16 protein-coding genes are annotated in these 17,672 nt (G+C 65.6%); 6 read left to right on the top strand and 10 right to left on the bottom strand.

What is annotated here, in order from left to right; genetic code table 11:
- Positions 1 to 29: 29 nt before the first annotated feature.
- Complete coding sequence (locus ACK4HJ_RS21775) at positions 30 to 275, bottom strand: hypothetical protein (protein ID WP_409835457.1); 246 nt, start codon at positions 273 to 275, stop codon at positions 30 to 32.
- Positions 272 to 1,477: a PepSY-associated TM helix domain-containing protein gene (locus ACK4HJ_RS21770; RefSeq protein WP_409835455.1), complete on the bottom strand. Its 1,206-nt coding sequence runs from the start codon at positions 1,475 to 1,477 to the stop codon at positions 272 to 274. The genes ACK4HJ_RS21775 and ACK4HJ_RS21770 overlap by 4 nt, the downstream gene beginning before the upstream one ends.
- 400 nt (positions 1,478 to 1,877) lie before the next feature.
- On the opposite strand from ACK4HJ_RS21770, the gene ACK4HJ_RS21765 reads away from it, so the two are divergent.
- Positions 1,878 to 2,477, top strand: a complete 600-nt coding sequence (locus tag ACK4HJ_RS21765; protein WP_409835453.1) for a hypothetical protein — start codon at positions 1,878 to 1,880, stop codon at positions 2,475 to 2,477.
- 131 nt (positions 2,478 to 2,608) lie between these two features.
- Here ACK4HJ_RS21765 and bfr read toward each other — a convergent pair whose 3' ends face one another.
- Complete coding sequence (bfr, locus tag ACK4HJ_RS21760) at positions 2,609 to 3,088, bottom strand: bacterioferritin (protein ID WP_409835451.1); 480 nt, start codon at positions 3,086 to 3,088, stop codon at positions 2,609 to 2,611.
- Between the two features lie 166 nt (positions 3,089 to 3,254).
- A complete protein-coding gene (locus ACK4HJ_RS21755; protein ID WP_409835449.1) occupies positions 3,255 to 5,354 on the bottom strand; it encodes a carbohydrate-binding domain-containing protein in 2,100 nt (699 codons plus the stop codon).
- Positions 5,355 to 5,879: 525 nt separating this feature from the next.
- On the opposite strand from ACK4HJ_RS21755, the gene ahpC reads away from it, so the two are divergent.
- Entirely contained in the window at positions 5,880 to 6,455 is a 576-nt protein-coding gene (ahpC, locus tag ACK4HJ_RS21750) for an alkyl hydroperoxide reductase subunit C (RefSeq protein WP_409835447.1), read from the top strand.
- A gap of 161 nt (positions 6,456 to 6,616) precedes the next feature.
- Positions 6,617 to 8,230 (top strand): alkyl hydroperoxide reductase subunit F, encoded by a 1,614-nt coding sequence (ahpF, locus tag ACK4HJ_RS21745; RefSeq protein WP_409835445.1) that lies wholly within the window; start codon positions 6,617 to 6,619, stop codon positions 8,228 to 8,230.
- 142 nt (positions 8,231 to 8,372) lie between these two features.
- Here ahpF and ACK4HJ_RS21740 read toward each other — a convergent pair whose 3' ends face one another.
- Positions 8,373 to 8,933 carry a dihydrofolate reductase family protein gene (locus ACK4HJ_RS21740; protein ID WP_409835443.1) on the bottom strand — a complete coding sequence of 187 codons (561 nt, stop codon included), beginning with the start codon at positions 8,931 to 8,933 and terminating at the stop codon, positions 8,373 to 8,375.
- A gap of 212 nt (positions 8,934 to 9,145) precedes the next feature.
- Between ACK4HJ_RS21740 and ACK4HJ_RS21735 the strand changes: the two genes are divergently transcribed.
- From ACK4HJ_RS21735 to ACK4HJ_RS21725, 3 genes are all read left to right on the top strand, one after another.
- Complete coding sequence (locus ACK4HJ_RS21735; RefSeq protein ID WP_409835441.1) at positions 9,146 to 10,147, top strand: methyltransferase; 1,002 nt, start codon at positions 9,146 to 9,148, stop codon at positions 10,145 to 10,147.
- Positions 10,144 to 11,481, top strand: coding sequence for a phosphoribosylamine--glycine ligase (locus ACK4HJ_RS21730; RefSeq protein WP_409835439.1), 1,338 nt, complete (start codon positions 10,144 to 10,146; stop codon positions 11,479 to 11,481). The genes ACK4HJ_RS21735 and ACK4HJ_RS21730 overlap by 4 nt, the downstream gene beginning before the upstream one ends.
- 110 nt (positions 11,482 to 11,591) lie before the next feature.
- Entirely contained in the window at positions 11,592 to 13,097 is a 1,506-nt protein-coding gene (locus tag ACK4HJ_RS21725; RefSeq protein ID WP_409835437.1) for an iron-containing redox enzyme family protein, read from the top strand.
- A gap of 50 nt (positions 13,098 to 13,147) precedes the next feature.
- Here the strand turns inward: ACK4HJ_RS21725 and ACK4HJ_RS21720 are convergent, their stop codons facing one another.
- From ACK4HJ_RS21720 to ACK4HJ_RS21700, 5 genes are all read right to left on the bottom strand, one after another.
- A complete protein-coding gene (locus ACK4HJ_RS21720; protein WP_409835435.1) occupies positions 13,148 to 13,531 on the bottom strand; it encodes a RidA family protein in 384 nt (127 codons plus the stop codon).
- Positions 13,532 to 13,664: 133 nt separating this feature from the next.
- The gene (locus ACK4HJ_RS21715; RefSeq protein WP_409835433.1) at positions 13,665 to 14,459 is read right to left on the bottom strand and encodes a heme ABC transporter ATP-binding protein; all 795 of its coding nucleotides are present in this window, start codon (positions 14,457 to 14,459) and stop codon (positions 13,665 to 13,667) included.
- On the bottom strand, positions 14,456 to 15,586 hold the full coding sequence (locus ACK4HJ_RS21710) for a FecCD family ABC transporter permease (protein WP_409835431.1): 1,131 nt from the start codon (positions 15,584 to 15,586) through the stop codon (positions 14,456 to 14,458). The genes ACK4HJ_RS21715 and ACK4HJ_RS21710 overlap by 4 nt, the downstream gene beginning before the upstream one ends.
- Complete coding sequence (locus tag ACK4HJ_RS21705) at positions 15,583 to 16,452, bottom strand: hemin ABC transporter substrate-binding protein (protein WP_409835429.1); 870 nt, start codon at positions 16,450 to 16,452, stop codon at positions 15,583 to 15,585. The genes ACK4HJ_RS21710 and ACK4HJ_RS21705 overlap by 4 nt, the downstream gene beginning before the upstream one ends.
- A complete protein-coding gene (locus tag ACK4HJ_RS21700) occupies positions 16,449 to 17,522 on the bottom strand; it encodes a hemin-degrading factor (protein WP_409835427.1) in 1,074 nt (357 codons plus the stop codon). Before ACK4HJ_RS21700 ends, ACK4HJ_RS21705 begins: the two co-directional genes overlap by 4 nt.
- Positions 17,523 to 17,672 lie beyond the last annotated feature (150 nt).

The raw sequence follows: 17,672 nt of genomic DNA, 5'->3' as shown, positions 1-17,672 counted from the left end.
GAAAGAAGATCAAAAAGGAAGCAGAGAACTCAGCGCGGTGCGGAGGAGGGCGCCCCGGATGCATCGGCGGCGGGGGTCTCAGCGGCTGCCGCCGCGGATCTGCGGGGCCAGCTGTACCAACCCATCACCGCCACGGGCACGCCCAGGGCCACCCACGACCACCAGTCGCCCCAGGTGTCGGACACCAGGGCCGTGAGCAGCCCCGTGGTGGTGAGCACACCCATCACGATGGGCCAGCCCCACAGGTTCCAGAATGCGCTGGGCTGGTTGTTCATGCGGCACCTTCGGTGGATCGTGTGGCGCCGGGTGCGGGCAGCGGCGCTTCTCCCGCAAAGCCGCCCCTGGCGCTGCCTGCGGCGGGGACCGCGGGGCTTGCTGCCTGCGCGCCCTTCTTGAGCCACAGGTACAGCCCGCTACCCAGCACCACGACGGTGGCGATGTCGAGCAGGGCCCACAGGATCTTCATCGGCATGCCGCCGTAGTCGCCAAAGTGCAGCGGCTGCGACACCAGCAGCGCCGTCAGGTACCACGGCAGTTGCGGCGCCGCCGTGACCTGCGCCGTGCGCGCATCCACCAGCACCGGCTGCAGCAGGCGCGAGGTGAGCGGCGTTTCGCCGCGCAGAAAGAAGGTGTTGTGGTGCGGGCTCGAGAACGCCGTGCCCGGGAAGGCGATGAACGACAGCTTCATGCCCGGCGCAAGGGCCTGCGCAGCCTGCAGCGACTGCTGCAGCGGCCCACGCTCGGCCACGGGCACGACGGGCTGGCCCTCGTAGGGCTTGAGCAAAGTGGAGAGCTGGTCGTGCTGCCAGTACTTGATCATCAGGTCGGCCCAGGTGTTGATCATGCCCGTAGCCCCCACCACCAACGCCCACACCAGCGTGACGATGCCCAGCAGGTTGTGCAGGTCCAGCCACTTCACGCGGGCAGATCGCTCACGCCGCACCTCGCCAAACGCCAGCTTGCGCATGAAGGGCGCGTACAGCACCACGCCGGTGACGATGGCCACCAGCAGCAGCAAGCCCATGAAGCCCAGGAACAGCTTGCCCGCCAGCCCTGCGAACAGGTCCACATGCAGGCGGAACATCACGTACATGAAGCCCTCGTTCACCGGCCGCTCGGACAGCACCGCCGCCGTGCGCGCATCCACCGCGATGGACTTGAAATCCTGCGTGGGCGCGGGCGTGGGCGTGAGGGTGACGAACCACAGCGCATCGTCGTCCTCGGGCTGCGAGGCGAACTGCACGACGCGCTCGGGGTGCAGCGCATGGGCGGCCGTCAGCACCTGGTCCAGGCTGGCGCGCGGCGTGTGGGCGGGCATGGCGGGCGCCTCGACCTCGGTGCCCAGCAGGTGGCCGATTTCGTGGTGAAAGATCAGCGGCAGGCCAGTGAGGCACAGCAGCAGCATGAAGACAGTGCACACCAGGCTGGACCACTTGTGGGTCCAGCTCCAGCGGCGCAGGGCGGTGGGGCTCAGCATGTGACGAAGGTATGGCGGGGCGGGCTGCCGACGTGCGCAGGCCAAGCACGCAGCGGGCGCGCCCATCCTTCGGCGCCATGCGCACGCAATGGCAGCACCAGACTGGACCAACGGAAGACGAAGGAAATCAAGCCAGACAACCCGGAAACATCAAAGGGACGATGGGTGCTGGCTGCAGCCCCTGCGACATGTTCAAAGCGCTGGAAGGGGACGGGCTGTGGCTTGCGAGACCGCAATTTTACATTGCGGATGGGAATGATTCTGGTTTGCGATAAGAGAGTGTGGCGAATCGACTACGCGGCAAATCCTGATGAATGCATAAATGATAAAAATAGCAGCATGATGCCGAATGGTGTAAAATTATCATTTTAATCAAATGAAGCGGACAGCTCAAATTCCCATGACCGAGGAAACCCGCAAGCTGATCGAGCAGCTGACCGCCGTGCGTTTTGACTATCTGCCCAACATGCAAACGCTGGCGCAGCGCACCGGCGCGTTGGGAATCGTGAACCTGTTTGCGCTGGCTTCTCACACGCTCACTGCAGTGACGGGGACGCTGGCCATCGTCTCTATTGCGCGTCTGGGTACGGACGGCGAGTGGGCGGGACTGGGCCTGCGTGATCAGGTCCGGCATCTAGCCGAGTTGGCCGTGCAGGTATCGGCGTCGGTGGAACGACTCATCGGCTTGGCGCTCGTGGACCTGCAGAGACTGCACATCGACAGCCCTACGGCGGAGGAGAGAGAAAACATCCATGAGCTCATGACCACCGGAGAGATCTACAGGGCGTCCCTCAGTACCGTGTCTGTTGAAACTGCCAACATGGCCCGCCGTCAGGGCCTCTGGGGTCGCATCAGCCGCCCTGCATGCGTTCAGCCGGCGTTGGTCGAGCCCTGCTGGGAGCTGGACCAAGCCCAGGAAGACGTGCGCGCCGTCGTCGCGCAGATCATTGAACTGGAGCTGGCTCTAGAGCAATTTGGAGGCGGCTGGGCCGTGGAGTGAGGGCCGCGGCGCGGTATGTACGCCTGGCCGCATGTGAGCACGGCAACTGTACGGACATAAAAAAACGGGCCGCAGCCCGTTGATGGTTCTTGGCGGGGCGGAGCGCAGCAGGGCGCTCCACGTGAATCTCCTCAGGACTCCGCCTCGCCCATCTGCGACTGCAGATAGTTCTGCAGGCCCACCTTGTCGATGAGATCGATCTGGGTTTCCAGAAAGTCGATGTGCTCCTCGGTGTCGTCCAGGATCTTCTGCAGCAGGTCGCGCGAGACATAGTCGCGCACCGTCTCGCAGTGGGCAATGCCTTCCTTGATGGTGGCCTGCGCGCCCAACTCCGACCGCAGGTCGCATGCCAGGATCTCGGGCACATCCTCGCCCACTTGCAGCTTGGCCAGGTCCTGCAGGTTGGGCAGGCCGTCCAGCGTGAAGATGCGGTCCATCAGCCAGTCAGCATGCTTCATCTCGCCGATGGACTCGGAATATTCCTTCTTGGCCAGCTTGTCGAAGCCCCAGTGCTTGAGCATGCGGTAGTGCAGGAAGTACTGGTTGATGGCGGTGAGCTCGTTTTTTAATTGCGCCTGCAGGTGCGCGATGACTTGTGCGTCGCCTTTCATGGGGGACTCCTTGTTGTGTTGATTCGGAGCCCATTGTCGTGAGCTCCGTCAACGCTTGCAAGGCAATTCCCCGCGGCAGCGCGATGGCTGCGTGTGATGTTGAGTTGCGTTTGCATCGGCAGCGCCTGCAAGGGGGGGGCAGGCGCTCAGCCGTTGGGCGAATGGCTTACGGCAGGCGGATCGCCACTTCTTTTTCAAGCCCCGACGCCTTGGACTTGCATACCGCATAGACGGTTTGCGCGGCGGTGCTGCCGAGCGACAAGCTCTTGGAGTGCGTGAGCCCGTTGGCGCTGCTCGGGATCTCGTCGTAAAGCGCCCCATAAGCGTTGCCTGAGCTCCAGGACGCGCGGCACGCCGCTGCTTCGTTGGTGGTCAGCACGTAGCTCGCGTTGTAGCCCGAGTGCGTGGCGGAGCCCACCGTGATGGTCGGCGGCGTGTTGGGCACAGGCGTTGGCGTTGGGGTCGTCGGAGTCCCGGGGTTGGTGGGCGTGGCCGCGGACGCCTTCAGTGCGCCGCTCGGAATCTGCACCATGTACGCATCCACATCGGTACTGCTGCCATTGCCCCAGTTGGAGTTGAACAGCACCTTGGTGAAGTCGCGGTTGACCGATGCGACAGGCTCAGTCCAGTATCCATTTGAGGCGGTGCGTGAGAACGCAAGGTTATAGACCTGTGGATTTGGCTTGAGCTCGACAGCCATTATTTTCTTGTGGAACCACTGTGTGCTGCCGGTGCCGCCGTACGTGCTCAATACCACCCAGCCTGGGCGGTTGAACGCTTTGCCCGAGATGTGCAGCGCGGTGGCGGAGCCATTCGCATAACTGCTCAACAACGCGGTGCGTACGCCCGTGCGCAGGTTGGTCATGAAGATGTCGCCAGCATTCGATTGGTAGTCCACAGCAACGTAGACGTCGTCGCCGTTGGCATCGATGGCCAAGTCAGAGTGCTCTGATTTGTGCAGCAGCCTTGTCTGCTGGCTGAAGTCACGCGAGTAGGCAACAGTGCCGCGTGCGCCATCGCCAGAGACCACGCAGTAGTTTCCGCTTGGGCTCATGCTGACATGGTCTGGACGCTCGCCGTTGGTGTTCATCCATCCCACCACGGTGTCACTGTCGCGATCCCAGGTGATCACGCCCAGGCTGTTCCACTTGCTGTCGTCGACCATCAAGCACCAATAGCGCCCGTCTTTGGAGGGCGAGCCTTCGGATTTGGTCCAGGCAGCGTTAGCGCCGGGCCAACGTGCTTTGAGGCGCGCACCCAGGTCGCCTATCACGCGGGTCGCGCCGGTGGCTGTGTTGAGTTCGTTGATTTGCATGCCCATGCCGTTGGTGGGCAGGTAGTACAGCAGGTCGGGCTGGGTTGCATGCCACTGCGGCTCGGCATCGCCCGCCAAATACGGGAGCACCTTCACGCGGGTATGCGTGAGGGCGTCGTATAGGTGCCAGTGCCCGTCAATGGCGGCGACCAGATGCTTGGAGCTGTCCGCGTTGAAGGCTTGGCGGCGAGAGTAGTCGTTGCGAGCGAAACCGCTGACTCGGTCTGCCTGGTGGTCTGCCGCGCGTGTCAGGCAGGTCTGGTAGTTCGGCTCGGCCAGCGCCGCGCCTTTGGCTGGCCTGCTGAGGGTGGGTGCGGTGTCCACGCTCCGTGCGGTGCTCAACGCAAAGCCTGGGCGGTTTTCATAGAACGTGGTGCAACCGGGGCTCAGGCGTGAAAGCACAGTGGCGCCGGGAGCGACGAAGCGCAATGCGCCGTTCCAAAGCACTGAACGCTGGCCGGGGAGTACGTCCATGCCGTCGAACGCCTTGTCGCCCAAGCCACGATCGAGCACCACGCCTTCGGCTGTGGCCGGGATGGTGGCGCCATCGATGGTGATGGACTCGACAAACAGGTTGCGGTCACGGTCCAGCATTGCGTCGTTGGTGAACACGACATCCACACGGGCTCCGCCAGGCACCGCGGGTACGGTGAACGAGTAGTCTTGGTAGGCGGTGGCACGCACTTCTGCGCTGGCGACCACGACACCGTTGACGCGCAGGTCGACCAGCGGCCCCGTGCCGTTTGCAAGACTGCCCCATGCGCGCACAACCACCGTGCTCGTCGCGGCTGCCGTGTTGCTGGCCTTTTCCTGCAGCGTTTCGTTGTCGCCGGCCGTGGCAGCGCGCTGCTCGGCATTGTCTGCGCCCGAGCCGCCGCATGCGGTCAGCGCCGCCGCCATCAGCACGTGGGCCAAGCCCAGCGTGCCCAGTTTTGTGGGATTCAACCTCATCGAAACCTCTCTTGAATCGCAGTGCAATGCTGCCTGCTGTTGAGAGCTGCCTGTCGTTACCCGCTCTGGCGGCAAAGGCCGGCCTTGGGCGCACCCGCCAGCCCTTGATGCTGAAGGAGTGCGTCACGGCGTCCGTTCTGCTTTGGCGCCAGAAAACGGGAGTCATGCGGGCGGGGCAGCCCCTTTGAATGGATTTCCGCTCGCGGTCGAAGCCTAATTGGGCTCGGGCGGAAGCCGGAACAAAACTGTAAAAGTGTGTGGATGCTTGCGTGGGCCGCCGCGCTGGAGGTTGGCCGTACGGTCGGCACAGGCCGTTACAACTCGATCCGCTATGCGTTGGTGACAATGCAACGCGGCCGGCATGGTGCTCATCCAACCGCGTTGCGTTCGCTGCCTTGGGAGCAATCAGCGAGTCAAATAATAGCGTCAGGCAATTGGTTTAATCAAATCAATTAATTGGATAGATGGGTGCAAAACGCCTAGACTTCAGTCTGTTCTGTCAACCAACCCTTTAAGGAAACAGCAATGTCCCTGATCAATACGCAAGTCCAGCCTTTCAAGACCGAAGCTTTTGTGAACCGCAACGGCAAGGGTGAATTCATCACCGTGACGGAAGAAAGCCTGAAGGGCAAGTGGTCCGTGCTGATCTTCATGCCAGCAGCTTTCACCTTCAACTGCCCCACAGAAATCGAAGACGCTGCGGACAACTATGCTGAGTTCCAGAAGGCCGGTGCCGAGGTCTACATCGTGACCACCGACACCCACTTCTCGCACAAGGTGTGGCACGAAACTTCCGACGCCGTGGGCAAGGCCAAGTTCCCACTGGTGGGCGATCCCACGCACACACTGACCAACGCATTCGGCGTGCACATTCCTGAAGAAGGCCTGGCCCTGCGCGGTACCTTCGTGATCAACCCTGATGGCGTGATCAAGACGATGGAAATCCACTCCAACGAAATCGCCCGCGATGTTTCGGAAACGCTGCGCAAGCTCAAGGCAGCCCAGTTCACCGCCGCCAACCCTGGCCAGGTCTGCCCCGCCAAGTGGAAGGAAGGCGCAAAGACGCTGAAGCCTTCGCTGGACCTGGTCGGCAAGATTTAAGCAATCTGGTTCTTCGGCCCCAAAGCCGGACAGCGTCATGGCGCCTGTGCGCCATGCCGTCCGGCTTTTTTACGCCCGGACGTTGATATGCAGGCTTGAACTGCAGCCCTATCGGCTTCAACCTCCCCCACATCACAACTCCAAATTCAAAGGACACCACCATGCTCGACGAACAACTCAAGACCCAACTCGCCGCCTACCTGGAGCGCGTGCAGCAGCCGTTTGAGCTGGTGGCTTCCCTGGACGACAGCGAGACGGCGCGCGACATGCGCGAGCTGCTGACAACGATCCAATCCCTGCGCAGCGACAAGATCACCCTGCGCACCGATGGCAACGATGCGCGCAAGCCATCCTTCAGCCTGCAGCGTGTGGGTGCCACCAACAGCCTGCGTTTTGCCGGCCTGCCCCTGGGCCATGAATTCACCTCGTTGGTGCTGGCCCTGTTGTGGACGGGCGGCCACCCGCCCAAGGTCGAGCAGGACGTGATCGACTCCATCAAAGCGCTAGACGGAGACTTCAACTTCGAGGTCTACATGAGCCTGACCTGCCACAACTGCCCGGACGTGGTGCAGGCGCTGTCGCTCATGGCCGTCGTCAACCCAAAGATCAAAACCACCGTCATCGAAGGCGGCGCCTTCCAGCAGGAAGTGACCGACCGTGAAATCATGGCCGTGCCCATGGTGTTTCTGAACGGCCAGGTCTTCGGCTCGGGCCGCATGACGATTGAAGAAATCGTGGCCAAGCTCGACACCGGCTCTGCCGCCCGTGAAGCCGCCAAGCTCAGCGCCAAGGACCCGTATGACGTGCTCATCGTCGGCGGTGGCCCCGCTGGCGCCGCAGCCGCCGTGTACGCCGCCCGCAAGGGCATCCGCACCGGCGTGGCGGCCGAGCGTTTTGGCGGCCAGGTGAATGACACGCTGGCCATCGAGAACTACATCTCGGTGCTCGAAACCGACGGCCCCAAGTTCGCCGCCGCGCTCGAAGCCCACACCCGCGCCTATGGCGTGGACATCATGAACCTGCAGCGCGCTGACAAGCTCATCCCCGCCGCGCAGCCCGGTGGCCTGATTGAAGTGCAGCTGGCCAACGGCGGCTCGCTCAAGGCCAAGACGGTGATCCTGTCCACTGGCGCCCGCTGGCGCAACGTGAACGTGCCTGGCGAAGCCGAGTACAAGAACAAGGGCGTGGCCTACTGCCCGCACTGCGACGGCCCGCTGTTCAAGGGCAAGCGCGTGTCCGTGATCGGTGGCGGCAACAGTGGTGTGGAGGCTGCGATTGACCTCGCTGGCGTGGTGGCCCATGTCACGCTCATCGAGTTTGCCGACCAGCTCAAGGCCGACGCCGTGCTGGTGAACAAGCTCAAGAGCCTGCCCAACGTGACTATCCACACCAACGCGCAGACCACCGAGATCACCGGCGCCGATGGCAAGGTCAACGGCCTCAAATACAAGGACCGCGCCACCAATGTGGAGCACACCGTGCAGCTCGAGGGCGTGTTTGTGCAGATCGGCCTGGTGCCCAACACCGAATGGCTCAAGGGCACGGTGGAGCTGTCGCGCTTCGGCGAAATCATTGTCGATTCGCACGGCCGCACCAACATCCCCGGCGTGTTTGCTGCAGGCGACTGCACCACCGTGCCGTTCAAGCAGATCGTGATCGCGGCAGGCGAGGGATCGAAGGCGGCACTGAGCGCGTTTGACCATCTGATCCGGATGCCGGTGGTGGCTTCGGCTGCGGCGCCAGCGCAAGCCCAGCCGGTGGCTGTTCCTGTGTGATGAATTTGAAGTAAAAAGTGGCTCTAGCGCTTGATGAATAAGCGCTGGAAGCTATCAAAAGGTGAGTGAATCAAGCTGTGCTTGAGCGGTCACCCGCTTCAGAGGGCCTGCGCAGCCCGCAGCTTTCCGCTGTGCAGGACCATCAACCGCCCGCGCGCCGGTAATGCATCACCACCGCGCCGTTGGAAAGCGGCGTGGCCGACACCAGCTTCAACCGGCGCGTCTGCGCCAGCCCCCCCTGGTACAGCGTGGGGCCATGGCCCGCAATGCGTGGGTGCACCATGAATTGGTACTCGTCGATCAAATCCAGCCTGTCCAGCACCGTGGCAAGCTGGCCGCTGCCCAGCAGCACGCCAGCCGGTGTGGCGTCCTTCAGCAGCTGCACGCCTGCGCGCAAGTCGCCGGCTATGTGGTGGCTGCCCGTCCACGGGAAGTCCGTGCGCGTTGACGACACCACGTATTTCGGTTTGGCCTCCAGCTTCACCGCCCATTCGCGTACTGCGGGCGCTGCCTGCACATCGCCCCGCGCAACGGCGGGCCAGTAGCTTTCCATCATCTCGTAGGTCACGCGCCCCCAGAGCATGGCGCCGGACTCGTCCATCAGGCGGGTGAAGAAGCCGTGCGTCTCGTCATCGGCAATGCCCTCCTGGTGGTCGGTGCAGCCATCCAGGGTGAGGTTGAGGCTGAAGGTGAGAAGGCCCATGGGTGTCCTTGATTTTGCAACTGCGTGCCGAGATGGTGACAGCCACTGCGTTCATCCCGCACGGGCCGAGGCTTGTGCAGCTTACTCCCCGCAAGGGTGTCTCACGCTGGCGAGACAAAACCGCAAAACGTTCTTGGCGGTTTTCCTACAGGCGTTCTCCCGCGGCCCATTCAATGATGGCTCGACCACATTCGCTGAAAAACTCATCCACCATGGGCAATACACCGCGCTCGCGTCCCGACGCTGCAGACCGTGCCGCAGCGCTGGTCGAACTGGGCACGTACTTGAAGGCGCGGCACTACACCTTCGTGACTGTGACGCCGCTCACGCACCAGCGCGTTCTGCGCAACCGCAGCCGCCCTCGCAGCCCAGATGCACCGGCACCGGATCTGCGCGACGCCTTTGGCTGGAACCTGCCGTTCGCGCACGACCTGCTGCCGCTGCCATTGCTGGACACGCTGTTGTCGGCACAGGTCGTTTCGGCGCAAGGCAACAACACGTACCTCAGCCGTGTGCGTTTCAGCAGCTTGGGCGGCGATGTGTACGTGCATTCCAGGTACCCCACGGACCAGGAGGACGCGGTGTTCTTCGGCCCAGACACCTACCGGTTTGCCGGGCTGATCCGCGAAGAGCTGGCTGTCCGCCCGCTGGCCGAGGGCAGCCGCGTGCTGGACATCGGCTGCGGTGGCGGTCCAGGTGGCATGACGGCAGTCCGCGCGGCAGCGGGGCCGGTGCAAGAGCTGGTGTTGGCCGACATCAACTCCCAGGCGGTGCTGTTCAGCCAGGCCAACGTGCGCATCGCGCAGATGGACCGGTGCATGTGCGTGGGGTCCGATCTTTTCAGCCAGGTCCCCGAAGGCCCGTTCGACCTGATCGTGTCCAACCCGCCGTACCTGGTGGATGCGGCCCGGCGTACGTACCGCCACGGCGGTGGCGAATGGGGCGAGGGGCTGTCGCAACGCATCGTGCAAGAGTCCATCGCGCATCTGGCGCCCGGCGGCCGGCTCATCCTGTACACCGGCAGCGCCGTGGTGCGGGGCACGGACTCGTTCACCGGCTGGGCGGGCGACGTGGCCCAGCGGGCGGGGTGCACCTTTTTGCAGCGCGAGATCGATCCCGATGTCTTCGGCGAAGAGCTGGACCGCCCCGAGTACGCGGGCGTGGACCGCATCGCGGCCATTGGCATCGTGGTGCAAAGGCCGGTGTTGCGATGAGAGTCCTGGGCATTGGCCACTGCAACGACCTGGCTGCCATGTACGCCGGCATGCAGACGCGCGGCCACGACGTGCGGGCGTATGTGCGCGACCCCGCCAGCCACAGCGTGTTTGCGGGCATGGTCAAGCGCACGGACGACTGGCAGCAGGACCTGGGATGGGTTCGCGAGGCCGGTGACCAGGGACTCATCCTTTTTGAGACGGCGGACCAGGGCACGGTGCAGGACGCCTTGCGTGCAGAAGGTTTTCAGGTCATTGGCGGCAGCGCGCTGGGCGACCGGCTGGAGGCCGACCGCGCCTATGGCCAGCAGGTGCTGCGCGACGCCGGCCTGCGCACGGCAGCGAGCCACAGCTTTGCCAGCTATGGGCAGGCGCTGGACTTTGTGCGGTCCCGCCGCCAACGCTATGTGCTCAAGTTCAACGGGGCCCACAACCCGCGCACACGCAACTACATCGCCCAGACGGCCGATAGCCGCGACCTGGCCGCGCTGCTGGACTTCTACTGCGAGCACGAGGCCTCAGCCGACACCCAGCCCGACTTCGTGCTCATGGAGCACGTCGACGGTGTCGAGATTGGCGTGGGCGGCTACTTCAACGGCCAGCAGTTTCTGGAGACGGCCTGCATCGACTTTGAACACAAGCGCTTCTTTGCGGGAGAGCTGGGCGAGTTGACGGGCGAGATGGGCACGGTGGTGAGCTACGCGCACAGCAGCGCACTGCGCGTCAAGGTGCTGTTGCCACTGACCGACGTGCTGCGCGACGGCGGGTACTGCGGCTACATCAACGTGAACCTGATCGCCAACGCAGACGGGCTGTGGCCGCTGGAGTTCACCAGCCGCTTCGGCTACCCGGGCTATGCGATTTGCGAAGCCCTGCACCGCGAGCCATGGGAAGCCATCTTCCGCAAGCTCCTGCAGCGCCCCGGCGCGCAGCATGCCGGCGCATTCCGCTCAGCCGTCGCGCCCGGCTTCGAGGCGGCGCGGGATTTTGCCGTGGGCATCGTGCTCACCGTGCCGCCGTTTCCGCACCCGCACGGCTATGCCGCACTGTCCAAAGGCCTGCCCGTCATCCCGGACAGCAGCCTGTCGCCCGCCGAGCGCGCGGGGCTGTCTTTTGCAGAAGTGGAACTGCGCGGCCACACGCTGCTGACCAGCGGGACCTGCGGGTATGTGGGCGTGGCCACGGGTTGCGGCTCCAGCGTGGACAGCGCGCGCAGCCGTGCTCTGGACCTGGCGCGCAAGGTGTACGTGCCCAACCTGCGCTACCGCAGCGACATTGGCGAGCGCGTGTCGCCCAAGGTGCTGGCCGACCTGCGCCTGTGGGGCTACCTCTAGGCCGCGCCCCGCCTACGTAGGAAGCCACCCACGAGTGGGGGCGCCATGCCCTGATACCGGCAGTGCAGGCCGCGCCCGATTCTGGTGATATCAATAAACGACAACACACCATGCACCTGACCCTGCTCGAATGCCCAGCATCGCGCTTCGCTTTGCCGCCCCATTTGCTTTCCGATTCGCCCGCCACCGCCGCGCCCGTCGCAGCGCAAGAGACCTCCGCCGCCACCGCCCTGCACGCACCGCTGTACGACCGCTTGGCCAACCACCTGCCCTCCATGGAAGAGCGCGCGCAAGCGGCGACTTTTTTGCGCACCGTGCTGGACGAAGTTGCGCACGATGCAGACGAACTGCCCGAAGACCCCCAGCAATTGACGGCCTGGATGGAAGCCAACATTGCCAACGTCCACGCGCAGTACCAAAGCTATCTGGAATCGCGCAAGGCCGGCGCGCCCCGCCGCTATTTTCTAAACCGCGCACATGCGCTGTACTTCCTGCGCCAGGTCGCGCCCACCAAGCTCGTGGACGGATCGTGGCTTTACGGCCTGTGCGCGCATGGCAGCAACGCGCGGCTTTCCGATCTCATCACCACCTATGTCGAAGAGCTGGGCGACGGACAGGCCGACAAGAACCACGTCAAGCTCTATCGCACCCTGCTGGCACGCCACGGGCTGGACCCGGTGGACGACCTGGAAGACCCGCTGTACCGCCAGGGCCTGGTGCAGTTGGCGCTGGGCTGGAACGCGGAGGAGTTTTTGCCAGAGGTCGTGGGGTTTAACCTGGGCTATGAACAGCTGCCCCTGCACCTGCTGATCACGGCGTACGAACTGAACGAACTGGGCATCGACCCCTATTACTTCACCCTGCACGTGACGGTCGACAACGCTGACACCGGACATGCCAAACGCGCGTGCGTTGCAGCGCTGGAGGCTGCCCCGCGCATTGACGACGGGGGCGAATACTGGCGCCGCGTGCGCGCCGGTGCCAAGCTGGGTAACACCGGGCTCAGCACCCTGGACGTGATTCACGGCTTCGACATCGACAGCGAAGTCATCACCATCCTGGCGCGCAAAGCCAGTTCCGGCCACGGTGCCCATTCGGACTTTTGCAAAGTCGCCGGCCGCAGCGTGAACGACTGGCTGGCAAATGCCGACGACGTGCCCGCGTTTCTGGCCGCGCTGGAGCAGGGCGGCTGGATCAAACGCAACCAGCCTGCGCAGGACAGCCGCTTCTGGCGACTGCTGCAGGGTGACCGCGCAGAGATGTTCGGTGTGTTCTCGCCGTATGAGCTGCAGGTCATCCACGACTGGATCCGTGGCCCTGCCAGCGTGGATGGTGCTCCGTTTGATGCGGGCGCAGCACTCGGCGGCACGGCACGGCAAATGAGTTTTCGGGTGGCCCAGCGTCTGCAGGCGGCACGCCGCCCGCGTGCTGATGCTGGGAGCGCAGCGGTACCGTCTTCCGCTGCGTTGGACACCGACCTGGAAATCTTCGAGCAACGCTACCCCACCCTCAGCGCCACGGAGCAGCAGGCCATGCTGGTCCAGGCGATGGCACCCGCGCTGCATTGGACTCCTGTGGGGCTGCTGGCTACGCGGATGTTTTTGAACCGGGGGTGATGGGCTGGCTATGGGGCTGCGCGAAGCGCGCCGCAACGTCTGGATGCCGCCTAAGCCTTGATGACGGTCGCGTCGATCTCTACCACTTGCTCTGCATGCCCTAAACATGCAATGCCCAGAAGCGTCGCAGGAGGCACTTGCCCACCAAAGTACTCGGTGACGGCGCGCCACGCGGCTGCTAGATCAGCCTGCTCGCCCACCACGTACACGACGAGACGGCGTATATCCGGCATGGCGAAGCCGTGAACCGCCAGCAACTTACTCAGATTCGCCAAGCACTGATTAGCCTGCGCGTGGGGATTTCCTGTTGCCACGATGGAACCATCAGCCGCCTGCGGCACTTGGCCTGCAACGAAAAGCTGCCTACCTACGTGCTGTGCGTATTGGTAGTGCGGTGTGGTCGGCAGGCCTGCTGCGATTTCGGCTTCGTTCATGGGTTGTGCAGAGTGAGATGAGCGCGATGGCGTTGTATGAGGCGGCGGAGGCGAACGTCGAGTTTGACTCAGGATGCTTGTGTCGGATGCGCGGCATGGCCTCAAAGTGCCCGGAGCCGCACTACCGGCAATATCACCCAAACACATACTGCGCCACCCCATCAGCCAGCACTTCCCGGCACCTCACTGCCCAAACCTCCCCGATCCGATCCCGCGTCAGCACCTCCCCCGCAGCCCCATGGAGTGCACCCGTGTCCGGGCTCAGCAGCAGCACATCATCCGCATACCGCAGCGCCAGGTTCACATCGTGCAGCACGGCCACCACGCTGCAGCCCTCGCCGTGCGCCCAGTCGCGCAGCAGGCGCAGGGCTTGGTGCTGGTGGGCCAGGTCGAGCGCGGCGGTGGGCTCGTCCAGCAGCAGCCAGCGCGCTGCGCCGTCGGGGCGGGGACTCCAGACCTGGGCCAGGGCGCGGGCCAGGTGCACGCGGGCTTTTTCGCCGCCCGAGAGGGTGTTGAAGCTCCGCTCGGCCAGGGCGATCACGCCCGTGGCGCCGAGCGCTCCGTCCACGATGGCGGCTTCGTGGGGGGCCGGCTGTTGGCGGTGCGGGTAGCGGCCCAGCTCGGCCACTTCGCGGGCGGTGAAATCAAAAGCCACGGCGCTTTCTTGCGGCACGACGGCGCGGCGCAGGGCCAGGGTGGCGGCGGGCAGCGAGGACAGCGGCATGCCGTCCAGCAGCACCTGGCCGGCATCAGGCTTGCGCTGGGCGGACAGCAGCGACAGCAGGGTGGATTTGCCGGCGCCGTTGGGGCCCAGGATGGCGGTGAAGCGGCCGGGGGGCAGCGTGGCGGTCAGGCCCTCCAGCAGCGTGCGGCCGCCCACTTGCACGCGGGCGTTGATGCATTGCAGGCCGGCGGCGGGGGCGCTCATACACGGCTCCTGAAGCGGCGCAGCATCCACAAGAACATGGGGCCGCCGATGAAGGCGGTCAGCACACCCAGGGGCAATTCGGCGGGCTGCACCACGGTGCGGGCCACGGCGTCGGCGGCCAGGACCAGGGCTGCGCCCAGCAGGGCCGCGCCCGGCAGCACCACGCGGTGGTCAGGCCCGGCGATCAGGCGCACCCAATGGGGCGCGATCAGGCCCACAAAGCCGATGATGCCGGTGGTGGCGGTGACGGCGCCCACGGCCAGCGCGGCGATGACGACCACGGCGCGTTTGGTGCGCTCGACAGGAACGCCCAGCAGCGCGGCCTGGGCTTCGCCCAAGGCCATCGCGTTGAGCGGGCGGGCGCAGGCCAGGGCTGCGGCGCAGGCGGCGCCCACCAGGGCCCACACCAGCGCCACGGCGCTCCAGCGCGCGCCGCCCAGGCTGCCCAGCAGCCAGAACTGGATGTTGCGCAGCTGCTCGTCGGTGGCCACGAAGTTGAGGTACCCCAGGCCCGCGCCGGCCAGCGCATTCACGGCCACGCCGGCCAGCAGCATGAGGCCGATGTGCGTGCCGCCCACGCCCTGCGCAAACAGGTAGATCAGCAGGGTGACGGCGGTGCCGCCGATGAAGGCCGAGAGCATCAAGGTCCAGCTGCCCAGCGCGTGGGGCAGGGCCGGAAACCACTGCTGGCCCAGCACGATGGCGCCCCCGGCCGCCAGCGCCGCACCGCTGCTGATGCCAATGAGCCCCGGGTCGGCCAGCGGGTTGCGGAACAGGCCCTGCATGAGCGCGCCCGCCAGCGCCAGCCCGGCGCCTGCGGCCATGGCCAGCAACAAGCGCGGCAGGCGGATGTTGAGGAAAACCAGTTGTGCGGGCGTGCTACCGGCGCCGGGCGCGCCGCCCGCGCCCGTCAGCATCTGCAGCAGATCGGACGGCGCAATGGGGTAGGCGCCGCTGGCGCTGCCCGCGATAAAGGCCAGCACCACCAGCACACCGCCCAGGGCCAGCGTGGTGGCAGGGGCCAGGCGGTGCTTTGGGGATGCCGAGGGGCGATGGCGCGCGCTGGCAGCGCCCCCGCGCGGTGCGGCAACCCCGGGCGGGGAGCCCGGCTGGGGCACGGCGCTCATGCGGTAAGCCGCTGGTGGGCCATGCGCACGGCCTGGGGCAGGCGCGGGCCAAAGCCCAGCAACAGCAGCGCGTCCAGCGACACCACGGCACGACGCTGGTAGGCGGGCGTCAGCGCCAGCTCGGGGCGCTGCCAGAACTTGTCGAGCCCGCCCAGCGCGGCAATGCCTTCGTCGGTGGTCAGGATGGCATCGGGGGAGGCGCTGGCCATGGCCTCGGCCGTCATGGGCCGGTAGCCGGTGAACCCCGTGAGCGCGTTCACCCCGCCCGCAAAGCGGATCAGCGCATCGGCCGCCGTGCCCTTGCCCGCTACCTGGGGCGAGGGGCCGTGCGACAGGATGAACAGCACGCGCGGCTTGGCCCCCTTGGCCGCGGCGATCTGCTGGCCCAGCTGCGCCCATTCGGCATCCAGTCGCGCCTGCAGTTCGCGCGCGGCGGCCTCGCGACGGGCCGCGCGGCCCACGGCCTGCACCTTGGCGCGCACATCGTCCCAGGTGTATTCGGACTTCACCAGGTTCACCTCAATGCCGGCGCTGCGCAGCTGGTCAAGCACCACGGGCGGCCCGGCTTCGGTGGTGGCGATCACCGCGTCGGGCTTGAGCGAGAGCACGCCCTCGGCCGACAGCTGGCGCAGGTAGCCCACCTTGGGGGTGTGGAGCGCGGCAGCGGGGTAGAGGCTGGTGGTGTCGGTGCCCACCAGCTGGGCCTCGGCGCCCAGCGCGTACACCACCTCGGTGATGGCGCCGCTCACGGTGACCAGGAGGGGGAGCTTGGACGGGTTTTGTGCCGACGCCGCAAAGGGTGCGCCCAACGCAGCGGCGAGCAGGGCGCGGCGGGTGGTGGCGGCGGTGATGTCTGCCGGGTTCATGCCGCTTCTGCCGTCAAGGGGGAGACCTTGCGCACGATGGCGCGCCAGTCTTCGCGTTCGGGCTGGCCGGGCTTGCGTTCGCCGAAGAACATGGCCATCAGCTCGCCGCCGTGGTCAAACGCTTCGATGGACGTCACGATGCCGTCCACGGTGGGCTTCTCCACCACCCACACCGACGCCATAGCGTCTTCGCGCAGGTGCAGGTTGAAGCCGGGGTCCAGCACGTTGAGCCATTGCGCGCCGCGGATTTCCATGGGCTCGATGCGCGCCACGGGGCCGCTGTGGATCTGGATGCAGCCGGGGCTGCCCACAAACACCATGATGGGCGCGCCGTCGAACGCGGCCTCTTGCAGCAGCTCGCGCACTGCCGTGGGCGCCACGCGGCGTGTGAAGCGGCCCTCGGCCAGGCGCAGGCTTTGCTGGCGCTCGGCCCCAAAGGTCTTGAGCATGCCGAAGAAATCGTGCGTGTCTTTCATCGCCGCCCAGGCCGCCAGCAGGCCGGGCGCGTCGATGGCTTCATCCGCCCGCGGAGCGGGGGCCGGCGGCTTGGGGCGGAAGAGGTAGCCCAGCGCGGGCTCGCCAAAGCGGCGCATCACGTCTTCGAACGCGGCGCGGTCGGTGGCCTCGCGGCAGAAGATCTTGTGCACGGCCAGGCCGCTGGCGTCGTAGAACTGCAGGCTCAGCGAGGCGGGCGTGCCGGGGTTGGCCGCGTGCTCGGTCACTGCAAAGCCTGCGTGCCATTGGTTGAAGAACAGGCGCAGGTCGATGTCCGCACCCAGCGCCAGGCCCACGGGGCCGGTGGCCGAGAGCTTCTGGTACACGCCGGTCTTCTCGTGCACGGTGGATTCATTGCGGGTCAGCGCCAGCACGGGGCCGCAGGCCTCCAGCGCCTGCAGCAGCGCAAGCCACGGGCCGCGCAGCGGCACGGCCTTGAGCGGGTGGTCGTGTTCGCCGCCATGGGCGGCAATGGCTTCGCCCTCACTCAGGCCGATGCGGGCGGCCGCGTCCTTATGGCGCAGGCCGGCAGCGCGGGCCTGGGCAAAGCGCTCTCGGGTCTGGGGTGCGTTCATGGTGTGGTTCACTTCAAAAAAGATAGCTGCTGGCGCTTGATGGATAAGCGCTAGGGAAGCTCTTCACGAATCGGTTCTGGCAGTGCCGTAGTGATGCCCGAACTAAGACAGCCCTTGCTTTCGAGAATTGATCGCCCCCAGCAGGCGCTG

This window comes from Acidovorax sp. (genome assembly GCF_046294525.1).
GTDB lineage: Bacteria > Pseudomonadota > Gammaproteobacteria > Burkholderiales > Burkholderiaceae_C > Acidovorax.
This window is presented reverse-complemented; position numbering and strand designations above follow the sequence as displayed.

Coding starts and splice junctions, on each gene's coding strand:
- ACK4HJ_RS21775 (WP_409835457.1), bottom strand. CDS start 275: ATGAACAACCAGCCCAGCGCATTCTGGAACCTGTGGGGCTGGCCCATC.
- ACK4HJ_RS21770 (WP_409835455.1), bottom strand. CDS start 1,477: ATGCTGAGCCCCACCGCCCTGCGCCGCTGGAGCTGGACCCACAAGTGG.
- ACK4HJ_RS21765 (WP_409835453.1), top strand. CDS start 1,878: ATGACCGAGGAAACCCGCAAGCTGATCGAGCAGCTGACCGCCGTGCGT.
- bfr (WP_409835451.1), bottom strand. CDS start 3,088: ATGAAAGGCGACGCACAAGTCATCGCGCACCTGCAGGCGCAATTAAAA.
- ACK4HJ_RS21755 (WP_409835449.1), bottom strand. CDS start 5,354: ATGAGGTTGAATCCCACAAAACTGGGCACGCTGGGCTTGGCCCACGTG.
- ahpC (WP_409835447.1), top strand. CDS start 5,880: ATGTCCCTGATCAATACGCAAGTCCAGCCTTTCAAGACCGAAGCTTTT.
- ahpF (WP_409835445.1), top strand. CDS start 6,617: ATGCTCGACGAACAACTCAAGACCCAACTCGCCGCCTACCTGGAGCGC.
- ACK4HJ_RS21740 (WP_409835443.1), bottom strand. CDS start 8,933: ATGGGCCTTCTCACCTTCAGCCTCAACCTCACCCTGGATGGCTGCACC.
- ACK4HJ_RS21735 (WP_409835441.1), top strand. CDS start 9,146: ATGGGCAATACACCGCGCTCGCGTCCCGACGCTGCAGACCGTGCCGCA.
- ACK4HJ_RS21730 (WP_409835439.1), top strand. CDS start 10,144: ATGAGAGTCCTGGGCATTGGCCACTGCAACGACCTGGCTGCCATGTAC.
- ACK4HJ_RS21725 (WP_409835437.1), top strand. CDS start 11,592: ATGCACCTGACCCTGCTCGAATGCCCAGCATCGCGCTTCGCTTTGCCG.
- ACK4HJ_RS21720 (WP_409835435.1), bottom strand. CDS start 13,531: ATGAACGAAGCCGAAATCGCAGCAGGCCTGCCGACCACACCGCACTAC.
- ACK4HJ_RS21715 (WP_409835433.1), bottom strand. CDS start 14,459: ATGAGCGCCCCCGCCGCCGGCCTGCAATGCATCAACGCCCGCGTGCAA.
- ACK4HJ_RS21710 (WP_409835431.1), bottom strand. CDS start 15,586: ATGAGCGCCGTGCCCCAGCCGGGCTCCCCGCCCGGGGTTGCCGCACCG.
- ACK4HJ_RS21705 (WP_409835429.1), bottom strand. CDS start 16,452: ATGAACCCGGCAGACATCACCGCCGCCACCACCCGCCGCGCCCTGCTC.
- ACK4HJ_RS21700 (WP_409835427.1), bottom strand. CDS start 17,522: ATGAACGCACCCCAGACCCGAGAGCGCTTTGCCCAGGCCCGCGCTGCC.